Source organism: Streptomyces caeni, assembly GCF_042678285.1.
GTDB lineage: Bacteria > Actinomycetota > Actinomycetes > Streptomycetales > Streptomycetaceae > Streptomyces > Streptomyces caeni.
The window spans coordinates 1-14682 of sequence record NZ_JBHUDX010000102.1 but is presented as its reverse complement, the minus strand read 5'-3'; the positions used below and the strand labels follow the sequence as shown (position 1 = coordinate 14682).

Genomic DNA, 14682 nt, shown 5'->3' with positions numbered 1-14682 from the left:
CGGCCGCCGCGCCGGTCCGTGACGGCCCCCGGTACCCGGCGAGCCCCCAGGAGTTGCCCCCCGGGGAACCGGCCCGCGGCGGCCGTCCACCACTGTCCACGTCCCCGCCCCGCGCGCCCTCCGCGTCCGCCGGCCGCACCGGGGCTGCGGAAGCCGCCCCGGCCGGTCCCGCCTCCCCGGAGGCCACGGTGGTGCTGCGGGCCCCGGTACCGCCGCGGCCCTTGGTGCCGGGCGCCGCCCCGGCCTCCCCGAGCGCGGCACGCGCCTGGGAGATCCTTATGGCCTCCATCGTCCGGTCGTGGCGCATCTCCGAGCGGCTCCACGCGCGCTCGGCCAACTCCCACAGGGTCGTCAGATGGACGGGATCGGTGCCGGTCACCTCGGCGAGGGCGACGATCGCACCCTTCGGCGCGAGCAGCCGGCCGTTGAGGTAACGCTCCCAGGACGTCTTGCTGTAGCCCGTGCGGTCTGCCACGGCGGAGACGCTCAGCCCGCCGCGGTCCACGAGTTGCCGCAGCCGGACCATGAACTCCTTGATCTGCGGGTCGAGTTCATCGGGCAAGGCCTTCCAGCGAGGCATTGCTTCCCCCTCTTTCCCCCCGGTATGTGCCGGCGTTCCCCCCGTGCGCGACACCCGCCGCCGAGTCCCCGTTCTGAATTACCCACCGGGATGCACCCGGCCAGGATGTCAGCTCCCCGGATGCGGGCGCACGGGAGCACTCGGGCGAGACCGCGCGCCGTCGCGCGCCCGCCGGTCCGCGGTCCGGCCTCCCACACGGTAGCCCCGGCATGCCAGGGGTCCGGCGGACATTCGCCAACTTGTCAACATATCGACACAGTGGAGACGCAGCGGCGACCTCGGCAGACACAGGGGGATCAGATCACCCGAGCGTGACGGTACCGACGAGGGCCACGGCGAGCAGCGTCACCAGCGCGAGGAGCGCGACGAGAAGGAGGCGGCGCCCGGCGGGCCGCGTCTCACGCCTCTCCTCCAGCCGGTCCCACCACGGGACCGTCGGATCGTCTTCGTACTCCCCCGGCACCGGACCGGCTCCCGGAGCCTGCGCCGGCGCGGCGGCCCTGGGGGGCGCCGCGGCGGGAGCCGGGAGCCGGTCCGGCGCCGGTACCTGTGCGGGGGCCGGCTCTTGCGGGCGGGACCAGGCGCCCACGGCCAACTCCCAGCGCACGGCGAAGCGTTCCGCCTCGGCACCTGGGAGCCCCGCGACCCGGCACAGCGCGGCGACCGCCTGACGGGGCGGCGGCTGGGTGGCGTTGAGGTAGCGCTGCCAGGAGGACTTGCTGTACGCGGTGCGCGCGCCGAGGGCGACCAGGCTGAGACCGGTGCGGTCCTTCAGGAGCCGCAGCTGCTCCACGAAGTGCCGTACCTCCGACGGCAGTTCGTCCGGCAGCGGCTGCCAGGCGCCCATCCCTCACCCCTCCGCGTTGCCCGGTACCAGAGCCTTGTCCGTTCGATTGACGACGTCAGGGCCTGCATCGGTTCCGTTGCGGGGCGCGGACAGCGTAGCGGAACGGTCACTTCCGTGCCACAGCGGTCCCCCAGGTGTTGAACGGCTCCCGCCTGTGGATCAGGGTGTTTCCCGGGCGGCCGGGCCGCCCCTGGCGCCCGGCCTCCCACGGGGGAGAGGCCGGGCGCCGCCGCGTGTCCGGGCCGCCGCGACGACGGGCGGGCCGTCCTTCCGGGGGAAGGACGGCCCGCCGCCTTGTACGCCGCAAACGCTCCGTCAGGTGCGGATCGTGAAGTGCAGCGTGTCGTCCAGGAACGGTATCTCCAGCCACGGATCGGGCTGGACCATCATCGCGAGCAGCACGATGGCGCCGCCCAGGACGCCGTAGGTGACCATGTCGGTGAAGCGGGAGCGCACCGCGAGCATGCCCACGTCGGGCAGCATCCAGCGCATCACGGCGCCGCCCAGCAGCGCCGCCCCGATCAGGATCGTGCCGAAGCGGAACGCGTCCAGCGCCGTCACCAGCAGCCCGAGGCCGACGGCGGACAGCACGGCGAGGATCGGCCACTGCCGGGCCGGCGCGGGCGCGTCGCGCGGCGCGGCCCGGCCGCCGCCCTCGGGCCGCGCGGTGTCGCGCGTGATCCTCGGAAAGCGCCGCGTCGCACGCCGCGGCGTCCCCTCGGCGTCGGGAGCGCTGACGGCGTCCCGCACCAGGGGATCGCCGCCGGTGTCCTCCCGCCGGGCGGCGGCCCGATCCCGGGTGCCCTCGGTCCTGTCCTCAGCCGACACTGCGCTCCGCCGCCTCGACCACGTTGACGAGCAGCTGGGCCCGGGTCATCGGGCCCACGCCGCCCGGGTTCGGGGAGAGCCAGCCCGCCACCTCCGCGACGTCCGGGTGGACGTCACCCACGATCTTGCCCTCAGCGTTGCGCGACACGCCGACGTCGAGGACGGCGGCGCCCGGCTTCACGTCCTCGGCCCTGATCAGGTGCGCGGAACCCGCCGCGGCGATGATGATGTCGGCCCGCCTCAGGTGCGCCGAGAGGTCCCGGGTGCCGGTGTGGCACTGGGTGACCGTGGCGTTCTCGCTGCGCCGGGTCAACAGCAGCGGCATCGGGCGGCCGATGGTCACGCCGCGGCCGACGACCACGACCTCGGCGCCCTTGGTCTCCACGCCGTAGCGGCGCAGGAGGGTGAGCACGCCGTTCGGGGTGCAGGGCAGCGGCGCCGGCTCGTTCAGCACCAGGCGGCCGAGGTTCATCGGGTGCAGGCCGTCGGCGTCCTTGTCCGGGTCCATCAGCTCCAGGATCCGGTTCTCGTCGATGCCCTTGGGCAGCGGCAGCTGCACGATGTAGCCGGTGCAGGCCGGGTCCTCGTTCAGCTCGCGGACGACCGCCTCGATCTCCTCCTGCGTGGCCGTCGCGGGCAGTTGGCGCTGGATCGACGCGATGCCGACCTCGGCGCAGTCGCGGTGCTTGCCGGCGACGTACTTCCGGCTGCCGGGGTCGTCCCCGACCAGAATCGTGCCGAGGCCGGGCGTGACGCCCCTCTCCTTCAGCGCCGCCACGCGGACGGTCAGATCGGACTTGATCGCGGCTGCGGTGGCCTTGCCATCGAGAATCTGGGCGGTCATGGCCCCCATCCTCCCGGATGACCCGCCCCGGGTTCCAATCCGGGCACCGTCCGAAGGTCCGCGTCCGTTTCAACCCATGATCACCGATGTTGCACTTGCACAACACATCGGGAATGCGGCTGGACAACACTGCAGGACCTTTACCACGATGAACTGCACAGTGCCGCGGGCAGTGCCGGGGGGACGGACCGCATCTGTAGTACTTCCTCCGTACGGTGCCACGCGTCGTCCCCGCACCTGAACAGACGGAGGAACGATCGCCATGAGTTTCGGCGACCCCAACAACCCTTACGGCGCCCCGCAGGGCCAGCCCGGCTATGGCTACCCCCAGGGTCAGCAGCCCGGTCACGGCTACCCCTCGGCCCCGCCGCTCCAGCAGCCGTACGGCGGCTATCCGGCCGGCCCGGTGGAGATGCCGGGCACCGTGAAGGCGGCCCGTGTGATGCTGTTCGTCCTGGGCGGCTTCCAGGCCCTGAGCGGCGTCCTGATGATGGCGGCCAGCGCCTGGTTCGCCAAGAAGTTCGAGGACGCCGTCTCCTCCGACAGCAGTGTCTCGTCCGAGGACGCGAGCAGGGTCGCCGACATCGGCGCCGGAGTCATGATCGTCCTCGGCGTGATCGTGCTGGCCTTCGCCTTCTGGGCGATCTTCACCGCGGTGAAGTTCTCCCGCGGGGCTGGCGGCGTGCGCGTCTCCGCGATCGTGTACGCGTCACTGGTCGTCCTGTTCAGCCTCCTGAGCCTGGTGGGCGCCAACGTCTTCGCCCTGATCAGCCTGGTCCTCGGCATCCTGATCATCGTCTTCTGCGCCAACAGGAACGGCGGCGCGTGGTTCAACCGCCCCCGCTACTGACCACGAGGCACCCGTCGCACCCCAGGCCGTGTCCCGCCCTGTCCCGGCGGGACACGGCCTTGTCGCGTCCGCCCGCTGCTCCGAGGGGCCCGGGAGCACCCGGGAGCGGCGTCCTGGCACCGGCGAACGGCACATGCCATCCGCACTGTGATCCGGCGTCTCGGGGAGGGCGCACCGGTAACCCTCCGGCTGATCCGCGCGCAGGACGGCTTGACGCGCCTGGAGCTCACCGGCCCACGACCCGCGCTCCTGGCTCGTCCTGCGCCACCCCGCCGTGGATGACGAGACCGGCCGCGGCCTGCTGCTGCTCGATGCGATCGCGGGGCGCTGGGGTGTGGAGCAGGCGGCGGGCGGCAAGACCGTCTGGGCGAACTCCCCTCCGGCACGTGAACGCCGGCACATGAGCATCCAGTGGGTCGACGCCTCAGTCGGGCTCGGTGTCCCAGTGGAAGGATGCAAGGCCGACCGGTTCCCCGTCCGCGCCGGTCTCATCGGGCACGTGGTCGTCGCCGATGCGCCGACGGAGCAGGTGTCCGAGGGCGGTCATTCCGCCGAGCAGCAGTCCGGTCAGGGAGACGATGCCGATGAACAGCCCGGCGATGGCCAGGAGGCCGTACCCGGCCAAGGCCGCCACGATGTCCAGGACGTTCATGCATCCGCACGCCAGCATGCCGTGACACTGCCCGCCGGCGGCGCTGCCGTGACGGCCCGTTCCCGAACGGTGCCCTGCCGGTACCCGTATCGCAACGCACGCGATGCCGGGCCCGTCGGTCGTCGGCCGACGGACCCGGCATCACACGGCACGGCGCGATCGGCGAGGCTCAGTGGAAGAAGTGGCGCGTGCCCGTGAAGTACATGGTCAGGCCCGCCTTCCGCACGGCCTCCACGACCTGCTCGTCACGGATCGAACCGCCGGGCTGGACGATGGCCCTGACGCCCGCGGCGATCAGGATCTCCGGCCCGTCCGGGAACGGGAAGAAGGCGTCCGAGGCCGCGTACGCGCCGCGCGCCCGCTCCTCGCCCGCCCGCTCGACGGCCAGCCTGCAGGAGTCGACGCGGTTGACCTGGCCCATGCCGACGCCCACCGACGCGCCGTCCTTGGCGAGCAGGATGGCGTTGGACTTGACGGCGCGGCACGCCTTCCAGGCGAAGGCGAGCTCCCGCAGCTCGTCGGCGCCGAGCGCCTCGCCGGCGGCCAGGCTCCAGTGGGCGGGGTCGTCGCCGTCGGCCTGCAGCCGGTCGGTGACCTGGAGCAGCGCACCGCCGTCGATCTGCTTGGTCTCGGCGGGGTTGTCCGGGCCGGCCGGGGCCTTCAGCACCCGGATGTTCTTCTTCTTGGTGAGGGCCTCGAGCGCGCCCTCCTCGTAGTCCGGCGCGACGATGACCTCGGTGAAGATCTCGGCGACCTGCTCGGCCATCTCCCGGCTCACCGGCCGGTTGACGGCGATGACGCCGCCGTAGGCGGAGACCGGGTCGCAGGCGTGCGCCTTGCGGTGCGCCTCGGCGACGTCCGCGCCGATCGCGATGCCGCACGGGTTGGCGTGCTTGATGATCGCGACACAGGGCTCGTCGTGGTCGTACGCGGCACGGCGCGCGGCGTCCGTGTCCGTGTAGTTGTTGTACGACATCTCCTTGCCGTGCAGCTGCTCGGCCTCGGCGAGGCCGCCGCTGCCGTCGGTATAGAGGGCGGCGGCCTGGTGCGGGTTCTCGCCGTAGCGCAGGGTGCTCTTGCGCTCATAGGTGGCGCCCAGGAAGTCGGGGAAGACCGAGTCGTCGACGGGCGCGTACGCGGAGGCGAACCAGGAGGCGACGGCGACGTCGTAGGCGGCGGTGTGCCGGAACGCCTCGGCCGCGAGCCGCTTGCGGGCGGTGAGGTCGAAGCCGCCGTCGCGGACCGCGGCGAGGACGTCGGCGTACCGGTCGGGGCTGGTGACCACGGCCACGGACGGGTGGTTCTTGGCGGCGGCGCGCACCATCGAGGGCCCGCCGATGTCGATCTGCTCGACGCACTCGTCGGGGGAGGCGCCGGAGGCGACGGTCTCACGGAAGGGGTAGAGGTTGACGACGACCAGGTCGAACGGCTCGACCCCGAGGCCGACGAGCTGCTGCCGGTGGCTGTCGAGGCGCAGGTCGGCGAGGATGCCCGCGTGGACCTTGGGGTGCAGGGTCTTGACGCGGCCGTCCAGGCACTCGGGGAAGCCGGTCAGCTCCTCGACCTTGGCGACGGGGACGCCCGCGGCGGCGATCCTCGACGCGGTGGAGCCGGTGGAGACGAGCTCGACACCGGCCTCGTGCAGTCCACGGGCGAGCTCTTCGAGCCCGGTCTTGTCGTAGACGCTGACGAGCGCGCGCCGGATGGGCCGCTTGGTGCTCTCGGCGGTCACTGGATAACTACCTTTCGTCCCTCAATGCGATAGCCGTTGCGGGCGAGCCGCCCCACGACCTCGACGAGCAGCCTTCGCTCGACTTCCTTGATGCGCTCGTGCAGCGCACTCTCGTCGTCCTCGTCCCGGACCTCCACCACGCCCTGCGCGATGATCGGTCCGGTGTCGACGCCGTCGTCGACGAAGTGGACGGTGCACCCGGTGACCCTCGCGCCGTACGCGAGCGCGTCCCGCACGCCGTGGGCTCCGGGAAAGCTGGGCAGGAGGGCGGGGTGGGTGTTGATGAACCGCCCACCGAACCGCGCGAGGAACTCCTTGCCGACGATCTTCATGAACCCGGCGGAGACGACCAGGTCGGGCTCGTACGCGGCGACGGCCTCGGTGAGGGCCGCGTCCCACTCCTCCCGGCTGCCGTGGTCCTTGACCCGGCACACGAAGGAGGGCAGCCCGGCGCGCTCGGCGCGGGCAAGACCCTCGATCCCGTCGCGGTCGGCGCCGACGGCGACGACCGCGGCCCCGTAGGCGGCGGCTCCCCGCTCGGCGATGGCGTCGAGGAGGGCCTGCAGATTGGTGCCGGACCCGGAGACCAGGACGACCAGGCGCTTGGCCGGGGACTCAGTGACGGTCTCGGCCACGGACTCGGCCACGGCGGGTCCCTTTCTCGGGGGTGTGTTCGTGGGGGCGCTCGGACGAGCGTTTGTATGGTCGTACGAATGCTTCGCGCCCCGGGATACGGGGAAGTCTACGAAACGGACGACCGTCGGCAACGATACCGGCACACCGGATGGCCCCCGCGGGACGGGGGCGTGGCCGGAAGGTAGCGTCTGGGAAGGAACCACCCGGGGAAAGCGCTTCGACGCGGGGAACGCCGTGCCTGCGCAGGACGTTGACCAGACGGGGCGCGTGCCCGGGGCGCACCCGCCCCGCGGCGAGTCCGTGGACGAGCCGCCCGCCAGAACCACCAAGGGGAAGACGCACACCTGATGCCGGACCGCAGTCTCCGACTCCCTCCGCTGCTGCTGCGCGAGCGGCGCCCTCAGCCCGTGCCGCCGCGAAAGAGCGAGAAGTCACCCGAGAGCCGGGGTGACTCCGCGAGCGGCGGCTCCGCGGGGGGCGAGCGGAACCCCGAGGCGCCCGCGGACGACAACCCCTTCGCACCGCCGCCCGAGGACGCGCCGGACCGGCCGTGGCAGCCGCGGCACCCGGCGCCCGGTCAGGGGCAGGACGACTCCGGCGAGGGCGGGCACTCCGCTTGGGGCAGCCAGTGGAGCGACCGGCAGCCGGGCCCCGCGACGGGCGGCCGCTTCGGTGAGCGTCCCGGCAGCCCCGGCGGGCAGGAGCGACAGGGCGGCGGGCCCGAGGGGTCCGGCGGGCCCGAGGGGTCCGGCGGCCCCGGCACCGGCCTGCGCTGGGACCCCACGGACCCGAGCCAGCGCCGCGCACGGTATGCGCTGCTGGCCGGCATGTGGGCCTTCTTCTTCGCCCTCTTCAGCTGGCCGTACGTGGCCCTGCTGCTGGGCTCGCTGGCGCTGTACTGGGGGACGAGCGCGCTCCGGGCCAAGCCGCGCACCCCCGACCCGGACACCCCGGTGGCCACGGCCCGCCCGCAGACGACGGCAGCGATCAGCGGCCTGGTCACGGCGTCCCTGGCGGTCGCGATGGTGGCGGCCACGTTCACGGCCCAGTTGGTCTACCGCGACTACTACACCTGCGTCAACGACGCCTTGACCAGCGCGGCGAAGCAGTCGTGCAACGACCTGCTGCCGAAGGACCTGCGCGGAGTGCTGGGCACCCGCTGAGCCGGGTGGCCGCGCCCGCCGGTCCGGTCCGGTCCTCCTCACGACCGCCCCTCAGGCCCGCGGACCGGGCTCGCCGCCTTGGCCGGGACCGCCGCCTTGGCCGGGATCGGGGCCTTGGCCGGGATCGGGGCCTTGGCCGGGACCGTAGGGAAGCGGATCCGCCTCCTCCGGCAGTGCCTCGTACGGCTCGGGGCGGGGCCCCTCCCACGCCCGTTCCGCCGCCTCACCGGCACGCGGGGCGGAGCCCCGGCCTCCGGCCGGGTACGGGGGCCGGCCCGGGGCCGGTTCCGAGGTCCGGCCCTCGCCTCGTTCCGGGGGCGCGTCCCCCGCCGGCTGCGGAGCCGTGTCCCCGGCCCACGGCGGGTTCCAGACCCCGGCACGTCCCGGAGCCCACCCTCCAACCGGTCCCAGGCCCCGCCCCCCATCCGGTCCCGCGGCCGTATCGCCCACCGGGCCCACAGTCGTACCGCCCACCGGATTCACAGCCCGGTCCACGACCGAACCCACGGCCCGGTCCACGGCAGCCGGATCCGCGGCCGGATCTCCGACCGGCTCCGGAGGCCGACTCCCGGTAGGCGCCGACGCCCGGTCCCCGCCCGACTGCGCGCTCCGGCCTCCCACGCGCTCCGGGGCCGAATCCCCCGCCGGCTGCGGAGCCGTGTCCCCGGCCCACGGCGGGTTCCAGACCCCGGCACGTCCCGGAGCCCACCCTCCAACCGGTCCCAGGCCCCGCCCCCCATCCGGTCCCGCGGCCGTATCGCCCACCGGCTGTGGTGTCCGGCGCCCGGTCGGTGCCGGGGTCCGCAGTCCGCCCGGCTGCGGGACCCGGCTCCCGGCCGGCTGCGGGATCGAGGCCGGGGCCGGGGAAGATGCGGGCCGGCCGCGTCGGGTGCGCCAGGACCGTCGCTCCGGCCCGTGCTCCCCCCGCTGACCGCGCCCGCGCCGTGCGAGCCCCCGCAGCCGCCATGCCCGTACCGCGACCCCCACCGGCGCGCCCACCGCCAGCGTCCATCCGGCCGCCGCACCGCCCACCTGCCATCCCACCGGCCCGAACCGCGACAGCGACGCCACCCCCAGCGGCCCGCCCGCCGCCTCGGCGAGCCCGCCCAGCAGCGCCCCGCACACCGCCGCCGCCACCACGACCGTCCCCACCGTCCGCCCCACCGACCACACCGCGTCCCGGCCCCGCGCCCGGTGCCGGCTCGCCGCCCCCGCCACGAACCACCCCACCGTGGCGCCCGCCGCGGCCGGCACCGCCCCCACCGCCCAGTACAGCGGCGTGCCCCCGGTCCCCGGTACCGCCGCCAGCAGGGGAAACGGCGGCAATGACGCCGGGGGCGCCGCCGACGACAGCGGACCGGCGACCTGCCCGGCGCCCAGCAGGAAGCCCGGCCCGAGACCGTACGCCGCTCCCCACACCGCCGCGTTCGGCACCAGCGCCACCGCCAGCAGGACCACCGCGCACCGCCCCGACCAGCCCTCGGTGAGCTGGAGGAACGACGCCCGCGCCGCCTCACCGTGCCACCCCAGTGACAAGCCCACGAGCAGCGCGCCCCCGCCCACGAGCACGGCCGCCCCGCCCAGCGCGGCCCGTACACAGGCCCGCAGCCATACCCGGCCGCCCCGGCGCGGCGCCCCGGCGGTCACCGCCCGGCGCAGGCCCGCGGGCAGCCGGTCGAGCGTCCGGCGCACCCGCCCCAACGGCCGTCCGTGCGCCGTCCACACCCCCGTCCCCGCCGCCACGAGCGCGACCAGCGGCAGGCACACCGCGGTCCATTTCCACGACGGCCGCAGCACTCCGCCCGAGGCGTACAGCGCCGCCACCGCGCCCACCCCGAGATAGCCCGCCACCACGCCGGACCACGCCGTGCGCGCGGGCACCAGGGGCGCGGTGCCGCCCGCGGCCTCCACGCTGTCCCCGTCCGTCGCGTCGCGCGCCGCCCGGTGCAGCAGCCACACCGGCAGCACGACCAGCAGCAGCGGCGTGACGCCGACCGGCGCGGGCACCCCGGAGAGCGTCTCGGTGCGCACGAGCTCGACGCCGTGCGCCAGCAGCCACAAGGCGGCGGCCGCCCGCAGCGCGCCGCCGGGTCCGCTGTCGGGGTAGGGGGAACTGATCCACAGCAGCATCGCGAGCAGGGCGAGCGAGCCGAGTCCCAGCACAGCGGCGCCGGCGCCGCCCAGGAGGCCGGCGCCCAGTCCGGGCGACCGGTCCCGCAGGCGGGCGCGAAGGGACGACGTGGTTCGGCGATCGGTCCATTGCGTCACGACCGCCATGCTCCCAATGACACGCGTTTTCTCCGCGCAACAGGCGGAGTTCCGCTGTGTCGATCAATATACGACTATGTACCTCTTCACCCGGAGGGCCGTCCCGTGACACGACGCCCCGCCTCCACGCTGCCGGCCCCCGAAGAGCGCCGACGCCTGCGCGAGGCCGGGTCACTGACGCGGACTCAGGTCGCCGAGCGGCTGGGCGTCCCGCTGGAGACCGTGTGCGCCTGGGAGACCGGCCGTTCCGTGCCGCGCGGCGAGGGGCGGAGGGAGTACGCGCGACTCCTCGCGGAGTTGGCGACCGGGACACCGGCCCCGCCCCTGACCGCCCATCAAGCATTCGACGGCCTGTACGAATTCTGCGCCCCCGCCCTCGTACGGCAGGCGTACCTGCTCACCGGCCGGCGCGACCTGGCCCACGACGCGGTCGAGCGGGCCTTCCAGCTCGCCTGGCAGCGCTGGCCCGAGGTGGCCGTGGACCCCGATCCCGCGGGCTGGATACGGGCGCTGGCGCACGACTGCGCGCTCTCGCCCTGGCACCGCTTCCGCCGGCGCTACCGCCACGCCGAGCCGCCGCCCGCGAACCCCTCGGACCGCCTGCTGCTGCACGCGCTCCTCGGCCTTCCGCCCGTCCACCGGCGCACGCTCGTGCTGTACGACGGCGTCGGCCTCGGCCTGCCGGAGACCGCCGCCGAGACCGAGGCGAGCACCCTGGCCACGGCCGGCCGACTGCTGCGCGCCCGCCGGGCGGTGGCCGCGGTCGCGCCGGAGTTCGCCGATCCGGAGGCGCTCCACCGGGCACTGGCCGAACCGGCCGCGCCGCAACGCCCGCAGCCCTCCGGGCCGCCGTCCTCGGTCCGGGTCCGCAGCGAACGCCTCAGCCGCCGGTGGAACGGCGCGGCGATCGCCCTCACCGGCGCGGTCGTCGGCGCGACCGCACTGACCCTGGGCACGGCCCCGGACCACTACGAGGCACCGGTGCCGCGGGGCACCGCGATCCGGGACGTCCCGGCACGGGCGGCCCAGGGCCCGCTCTCCGCCGAGCAGCTGCGACTCCGGGCGAAGCTGAGGGCGCAGGCACACAGCGGCCCCACACGAGTGGCCCCGCAGGCGCGCTGAGCACGCGGACGGGCCCGCACCCCTCGCCGAGGTGCGGGCCCGTCCGCGTGTGCGAGCCCGGCCGGCGCGTCAGCCGGCCAGACCGTGCCTAGTTGCCGAGAACGGCACGGGCCAGCTTCGCCGTCTCCGTCGGCGTCTTGCCGACCTTGACGCCGGCCGCCTCCAGGGCCTCCTTCTTCGCCTGGGCGGTGCCCGAGGAACCGGAGACGATGGCTCCCGCGTGACCCATGGTCTTGCCCTCGGGCGCGGTGAAGCCCGCGACATAGCCGACGACCGGCTTGGTCACGTTCTCCTTGATGAAGGCCGCGGCCCGCTCCTCGGCGTCGCCGCCGATCTCACCGATCATGACGATCAGGTCGGTGTCGGGGTCGTCCTGGAACGCCTTGAGCGCGTCGATGTGGGTGGTGCCGATGATCGGGTCACCGCCGATGCCGACACAGGAGGAGAAGCCGATGTCCCGCAGCTCGTACATCATCTGGTACGTCAGCGTGCCGGACTTCGAGACCAGGCCGATACGGCCCGGCTTGGTGATGTCGGCCGGGATGATGCCCGCGTTCGACTGACCGGGGGTGATCATGCCGGGGCAGTTCGGGCCGATGATGCGGGTCTTGTTGCCCTTCTTGCCGGCGTACGCCCAGAAGGCGGCCGTGTCGTGCACCGCGACGCCCTCGGTGATGACGACCGCGAGCGGGATCTCGGCGTCGATGGCCTCGATGACCGCGTCCTTGGTGAACTTCTCCGGGACGAAGATGACCGTCACGTCGGCGCCGGTCTTGTCGATGGCGTCCTTGACGGTGCCGAAGACCGGTACCTCGGTGCCGTCGAAGTCGACGGTCTGACCCGCCTTGCGCGGGTTCACGCCACCGACGATGTTCGTGCCGGAGGCCAGCATGCGGCGGGTGTGCTTCTGGCCCTCGGAGCCGGTCATGCCCTGGACGATGACCTTGGATTCCTTGGTGAGGAAGATAGCCATGGGTGTGTGTGACCTCGTCCCTTACTTCGCGGCAGCAGCCAGTTCGGCGGCCTTGTCGGCCGCGCCGTCCATGGTGTCCACCTGCTGGACCAGCGGGTGGTTGGCGTCCGTCAGGATCTTGCGGCCCAGTTCGGCGTTGTTGCCGTCGAGGCGCACGACCAGCGGCTTGTTGACCTCTTCACCCTTGCTCTTGAGAAGCTCCAGGGCCTGCACGATGCCGTTGGCGACGGCGTCGCAGGCGGTGATGCCGCCGAAGACGTTGACGAACACGGACTTGACGTCCGGGTCGCCGAGGATGATCTCGAGGCCGTTGGCCATGACCTCGGCGGAGGCGCCGCCGCCGATGTCGAGGAAGTTGGCCGGCTTGACGCCCTTGTGGGCCTCACCGGCGTACGCGACGACGTCCAGGGTCGACATGACCAGGCCGGCGCCGTTGCCGATGATGCCGACCTCGCCGTCGAGCTTGACGTAGTTGAGGTTCTTCTCCTTGGCCGCCGCCTCGAGCGGGTTGGCGGCCGCCCGGTCGTGGAACTCCTCGAAGTCCGGGTGGCGGAACTCGGCGTTGTCGTCCAGGGACACCTTGCCGTCGAGGGCGATGACATCACCGGAGGCGACCTTGGCCAGCGGGTTGACCTCGACCAGGAGGGCGTCCTCCTTGACGAAGACCTCCCACAGCCTGACGAGGACGTCGGCGACCTTGTCGGCGACCTCGGCCGGGAACTTGGCCGCGGCGACGATCTCCTCGGCCTTGGCCCGGTCCACGCCGTCGATGGCGTCGATCGCGATCTTGGCGACGGCCTCGGGGCGGGTGGCCGCGACTTCCTCGATCTCCATGCCGCCCTCGACGGACGCGATGGAGAGGAACGTGCGGTTGGCGCGGTCCAGGAGGAAGGAGACGTAGTACTCCTCCAGGATCTCCGGAGCCGTCTCGGCGATCATCACCTTGTGGACCGTGTGGCCCTTGATGTCCATGCCGAGGATGTCCGTCGCGCGGGCGACCGCCTCGTCCGGGGTGGCGGCCAGCTTCACACCGCCGGCCTTGCCGCGGCCACCGACCTTCACCTGCGCCTTGACGACCGACTTGCCGCCCAGTCGCTCGGTGATCTCGCGCGCCCCCTCAGGCGTGTCGATGACTTCACCGGCCAGCACCGGTACACCGTGCTTGGCGAAGAGGTCCCTCGCCTGGTACTCGAACAGGTCCACGCGCTTCCGTCCCTATCAGTGATCTCGCGGTTCGTTGGATGCGTGGGCGTGCCGCGAAGGGCAACGTGACGTCCGCTCTGTGTCACGCTCTGTGTCACAAGGGGAGCGCACACGGTGTCCGAGCGCGCGGCAGGTCCGTCTCGCAGGTTATCGCCGCTCGACGTGGGGCCCTAAATCACAGATCACACCTGAGCGGTGATACCTGTCACACGTGCGAAGGAGCCGCCCGGGCGCACCGGCGGAACGGGGTGGCAGGGTCCCACCGGGTTGGGGTTGGCCCGGTGGGACCCCTTGTGCGGCCCCCGCAGGGGCGTAGGACGGGTGGGCCCCACCCCAATGGGGCCACCCGTCCTGTCCGCGGGATCATGGTCGGGCGGGCCGACGGCGTTCGGCCGCCCGGGCGTCGGCCCCGCGGAGTCGGTCGGAGTGCCGTACGGCGGCGCGGCCGGGCGCGCGCCCCACGGAACTCGGTGGGTCAGACGGATTACGGCCGGTACGGGCCCTGCGGCAGATGCTCAGGGGTGACGGCCCCGGTGACGCCCTGGACGCCGGTCACCGCGTGGCCGGTCAGCGCTCCGCCGGCCGACCACACGGTCCCGGTCAGGTCCCTGGCGAACGGCGCGGCCCGGCCCGCGGCCTCCTGTGCGAACGATCCGGCCTCGCCCACGACGCCGCCCGCGAACGGCCGCACATCGCCCGCCACGCCGTAGGCCAGCCGCGTCGCGTCCCCGACGGCCTGCCCGGCGACCGGCACGACCCCGTGGACGGCGGTCCCGGCCACCGGCGGCAGCACGGAGCCGGCACCGTCGCCGGTCACCTCGCCGGCCACGCCGTACGCCAGCGACCGCGCATCGGCTTCGGCCGCGTACGCCGTCGTGGACGCGTGGCCGGCGGCGTGCCCGGCGAGTGGCCGGACGTCCGCCACCGCCCCCTGGGCGAGGCCGGCCGCGCCCGCCACCGCGTGCCCGGCGGCCGGCACCGCGC

Annotated in this window: 13 protein-coding genes and 1 pseudogene; 3 read left to right on the top strand and 11 right to left on the bottom strand. The window is 73.7% G+C overall.

Annotated features, from left to right (window positions below):
* From ACFSL4_RS32380 to ACFSL4_RS32365, 4 genes are all read right to left on the bottom strand, one after another.
* A partial coding sequence (locus ACFSL4_RS32380) for a helix-turn-helix domain-containing protein (protein WP_381090942.1) occupies window positions 1-580 on the bottom strand: 580 nt, incomplete at its 3' end.
* A gap of 301 nt (window positions 581-881) precedes the next feature.
* Window positions 882-1427: a helix-turn-helix domain-containing protein gene (locus ACFSL4_RS32375; protein WP_381090939.1), complete on the bottom strand. Its 546-nt coding sequence runs from the start codon at window positions 1425-1427 to the stop codon at window positions 882-884.
* Between the two features lie 315 nt (window positions 1428-1742).
* Entirely contained in the window at window positions 1743-2255 is a 513-nt protein-coding gene (locus ACFSL4_RS32370; protein ID WP_381090936.1) for a DUF3017 domain-containing protein, read from the bottom strand.
* Window positions 2245-3099, bottom strand: a complete 855-nt coding sequence (locus ACFSL4_RS32365) for a bifunctional methylenetetrahydrofolate dehydrogenase/methenyltetrahydrofolate cyclohydrolase (protein ID WP_381090933.1) — start codon at window positions 3097-3099, stop codon at window positions 2245-2247. The genes ACFSL4_RS32370 and ACFSL4_RS32365 overlap by 11 nt, the downstream gene beginning before the upstream one ends.
* Window positions 3100-3361: 262 nt before the next feature.
* On the opposite strand from ACFSL4_RS32365, the gene ACFSL4_RS32360 reads away from it, so the two are divergent.
* A complete protein-coding gene (locus ACFSL4_RS32360) occupies window positions 3362-3949 on the top strand; it encodes a hypothetical protein (RefSeq protein WP_381090930.1) in 588 nt (195 codons plus the stop codon).
* A gap of 424 nt (window positions 3950-4373) precedes the next feature.
* On the opposite strand, the gene ACFSL4_RS32355 is transcribed toward ACFSL4_RS32360, so the two are convergent.
* The 3 genes from ACFSL4_RS32355 to purN form a co-directional block, all read right to left on the bottom strand.
* Complete coding sequence (locus ACFSL4_RS32355; RefSeq protein WP_381090927.1) at window positions 4374-4601, bottom strand: hypothetical protein; 228 nt, start codon at window positions 4599-4601, stop codon at window positions 4374-4376.
* Window positions 4602-4770: 169 nt separating this feature from the next.
* On the bottom strand, window positions 4771-6333 hold the full coding sequence (gene purH, locus ACFSL4_RS32350; RefSeq protein WP_381090924.1) for a bifunctional phosphoribosylaminoimidazolecarboxamide formyltransferase/IMP cyclohydrolase: 1563 nt from the start codon (window positions 6331-6333) through the stop codon (window positions 4771-4773).
* Entirely contained in the window at window positions 6330-6980 is a 651-nt protein-coding gene (gene purN / locus ACFSL4_RS32345; protein WP_381090921.1) for a phosphoribosylglycinamide formyltransferase, read from the bottom strand. Before purN ends, purH begins: the two co-directional genes overlap by 4 nt.
* Before the next feature lie 336 nt (window positions 6981-7316).
* On the opposite strand from purN, the gene ACFSL4_RS32340 reads away from it, so the two are divergent.
* The gene (locus ACFSL4_RS32340) at window positions 7317-8132 is read left to right on the top strand and encodes an ICP22 family protein (RefSeq protein WP_381090918.1); all 816 of its coding nucleotides are present in this window, start codon (window positions 7317-7319) and stop codon (window positions 8130-8132) included.
* Between the two features lie 51 nt (window positions 8133-8183).
* Here the strand turns inward: ACFSL4_RS32340 and ACFSL4_RS32335 are convergent, their stop codons facing one another.
* Window positions 8184-10409 carry a cell division protein PerM gene (locus ACFSL4_RS32335; protein WP_381090916.1) on the bottom strand — a complete coding sequence of 742 codons (2226 nt, stop codon included), beginning with the start codon at window positions 10407-10409 and terminating at the stop codon, window positions 8184-8186.
* Between the two features lie 96 nt (window positions 10410-10505).
* Here ACFSL4_RS32335 and ACFSL4_RS32330 point away from each other — a divergent pair, with 96 nt between their 5' ends.
* Window positions 10506-11522, top strand: a complete 1017-nt coding sequence (locus ACFSL4_RS32330) for an RNA polymerase subunit sigma-24 (protein ID WP_381090913.1) — start codon at window positions 10506-10508, stop codon at window positions 11520-11522.
* Window positions 11523-11610: 88 nt separating this feature from the next.
* Here the strand turns inward: ACFSL4_RS32330 and sucD are convergent, their stop codons facing one another.
* The 3 genes and pseudogenes from sucD to ACFSL4_RS32315 all read right to left on the bottom strand — a co-directional run.
* On the bottom strand, window positions 11611-12495 hold the full coding sequence (gene sucD / locus ACFSL4_RS32325) for a succinate--CoA ligase subunit alpha (protein ID WP_381090910.1): 885 nt from the start codon (window positions 12493-12495) through the stop codon (window positions 11611-11613).
* Window positions 12496-12516: 21 nt separating this feature from the next.
* Entirely contained in the window at window positions 12517-13698 is a 1182-nt protein-coding gene (gene sucC / locus ACFSL4_RS32320) for an ADP-forming succinate--CoA ligase subunit beta (protein WP_381090907.1), read from the bottom strand.
* A 484-nt stretch (window positions 13699-14182) separates the two neighbouring features.
* Window positions 14183-14682, bottom strand: a pseudogene (locus ACFSL4_RS32315) (hypothetical protein); the annotation flags it as partial.